Raw genomic sequence first — 2,810 nt, 5'->3', positions numbered from 1 at the left:
CATATGTTAATGAACAGAAATTTAAAATTCAAACCACTATAAGAGGATATCTTAAAACCCCTCTTTTAACTTATTAATTCGCCTTAACATCAGTCTAATCATCGATAGATAAATCCAATTTTCACTCGTAGTTGTTAGGTACTCATAGTCTTTAGAAGTTCTTCGATTACGCCCAATCCATGCAAAAGTCCTCTCTACAATCCACCTCTTGGGCAGGACTTTAAAGCTTAAATCAATGGTTTTTAAAAACTCTTCTATTTTATCCTCTTGTACTCGAAATCTACGACGAGGCCTTTTAACAATCTCAAAGTCAATGTTATACTGATCTTGGCAGGTTTGCTTTAATACAGTGCCTTGATAGCCCATATCCGCCCAAACCTTGGTGATAGTTGAAAACAGGCTTTTGCATTTGTCTAACAGCTTAATTAAGGCCGTTCGATCGTTTTCGTCAGCAGCCCCTACATAGCATGTTAATAAAAAGCCTTGCGTATCCACTACAATGTGCCTTTTACGCCCCTTAACCTTTTTAGCACCATCATAACCTGCGAGCCCCCCCTTTCTACTGTTTTAACTGACTGGCTATCGACAATGGCAGCGCTGGGATCGAGGTTCCTCCCCATTATCACTCTTAATTTTTTCCTTAAATGATGATTGATTTTCTCAAACAAGTGCGCGTCTTTCCACTTCTTAAAGTAAGTGTAAACCGTTTTCCAATGCGGAAAGTCTTTGGGTAGATAATGCCACTGGCAACCGGTTCTTAAGACATAAAAAATAGCTTCCAATAGTTCTCTTTTTGTATGTTTAATAGGTCTGCCTCCTTTGCTGTAATCTACTTCAAAGTAAATTTTAATGGCTTCCCATTCACGATCTGATAAATGACTAGGATATGTATTGCTCATCTTTACCTCCCTTTTCTCTCAAAATTATCTTAAATAAGTTGTTTTGCATCAACCTATTAGGTCTTTGATAAAGCAGATGGATAAGGCAAAATAGGGGGTTTTAAGATAACCTCTAATACGCTTTAAAAAAAGTCGAGTAGCGCGAGGGGATCACACCCTCACGCTCTCACAGTTCCGTACGTGAGCCTCTCAGCTCATACGGCTCCTATTGTCTAGTCGCAGGTATGACGCCCATTTTCCAGTGAGCAAATAGCTGAGGTTCTCGTTTTGCGATCCCTCCCAACCAATGCATTGCCCTTCTGCTGTGGCCTCTTAACTTCTTGTATTTCCTTTCCGCCCACCTTGCTAATGTACGGTTTGCAACATTGAAAATTTGATAGAGTTCTGATTTGTAGTATTTACCATAGTAGTTGATCCAACCTCTTATCATGGGGTTAAACATTCTTGATAAATCTACAATCTTCTTGTCACTGCGCAGATGCATTTTCCAACTTCTCATCGTACTCGTTATTGCTTTCTTTGCTTTATTGCTTACTGCGGGACTAAAGTTGATGAAGTGCTTTCCATACCGATTCTTTGATCTTCTGGCTCTAAAAGTATATCCCAGAAAATCAAATTTCTCGTTTAGGTATCTTTTTCTTCTTTGATCATCTTTGCAATAGACGATTTTTGTCTTTGCAGGATGTAACTCCAGTTTGCATTGAGCTAAGCGTTCTGCAATAGCTTTCTTTATTTCGTTGGCTTGCGCTTCCGTTTGACAGTGAACCACTATATCATCGGCATAACGCTCGAATGGATTACGTGGATAGCATTTCCTCATCCATTCGTCTAAGGCATAATGAAGAAATAGATTGGCTAGTAAAGGGCTGATTACGCCTCCTTGTGGAGTTCCTCTATCTCTTTTTATAAGTCTCCCGTCTGCATCTTGCTCTGGCGCTTTTAGCCAGCGTTCTATATACAGAAGAATCCATTTGTTTTCGGTGTGTTTCTTGACAGCTCTCATGACGAGCTCGTGGTCTCAGGGTGTTTTGATGAGAATTATTTGATAAACACCTTACCTAGTAATCCTCTCAAATAATTAGGTGCATAAGTGGCATTTCGTCTAGCATCGGTAATCCCTCGTCCTGAATCCATCGTTCTTATTATATTAGTAGCTAAGCGTCTGATTAAAGCCATGTTCTCAGCACTAAAGCCTACATCACTTAATGAAGCATCTTCTTTAAATACCACGTCCATTACATGGTGCAAACTATTTTCTATCGCCCAGTGCGCTCGAATCCACTTAGCAAATTCTTTGGCCCCTGCTTTTCGGCTAGACCCATAATAGCGGATAGCTTGTTCTACTTTATCTGCTACCTTCCGTTCAGAACGTACTTCAATCATGGACTGCAAATGCCATTTCTCCCGTTGAGGAAGCCACTGTAAGGCATTGACTACGCACACATGACGACTTTCTATGCGACCACGATTTTTCTCATAAGTTTCCTCTCGAGTTATTCCCTCTACTCCCTGGTAATTAACTGCTTTTGCTTGCTCAAAGAAGTTATACGCTTCTGCTTTAAGATGGCCTTGGTTACCTTTAATTCCTACTATATAGTCCGCTCCTTTATTCAAAATCTCATCAATGGTATCTATATGGGCATAAAGTGCATCCATCGATACAATCGCCCCACTGACATCCATAGCCTCGAGCAAGGCTGGCACTGCTTGGGTTTCAATAGCTTTTTCAGGTACTTTCTCTTGAGCAATTACTAAGCGTCCTTCGGCAGCAAATATCTCGACAATATGCGTGTATATTCTTATTATCTGAAAACGCCTTTTAGCCGCTTTCCATCCATCACTAATAGCTGATCTTTCATTTCTTGCGGTAAGCCTTGCAGCCAGCGATTAATCAATTCCTTAAATGCTTGT

General features: G+C 40.4%; 2 protein-coding genes. Both read right to left on the bottom strand.

Annotated features, from left to right (window positions below):
• Window positions 1-1,104: 1,104 nt before the first annotated feature.
• A complete protein-coding gene (locus DB41_RS08115; RefSeq protein WP_052244032.1) occupies window positions 1,105-1,902 on the bottom strand; it encodes a reverse transcriptase domain-containing protein in 798 nt (265 codons plus the stop codon).
• 35 nt (window positions 1,903-1,937) lie between these two features.
• Window positions 1,938-2,744: an ISAs1 family transposase gene (locus tag DB41_RS08110; RefSeq protein WP_255350928.1), complete on the bottom strand. Its 807-nt coding sequence runs from the start codon at window positions 2,742-2,744 to the stop codon at window positions 1,938-1,940.
• Window positions 2,745-2,810 lie beyond the last annotated feature (66 nt).

It is taken from the genome of Neochlamydia sp. TUME1 (assembly GCF_000813645.1).
Classification (GTDB): domain Bacteria; phylum Chlamydiota; class Chlamydiia; order Chlamydiales; family Parachlamydiaceae; genus Neochlamydia.
This window is presented reverse-complemented; position numbering and strand designations above follow the sequence as displayed.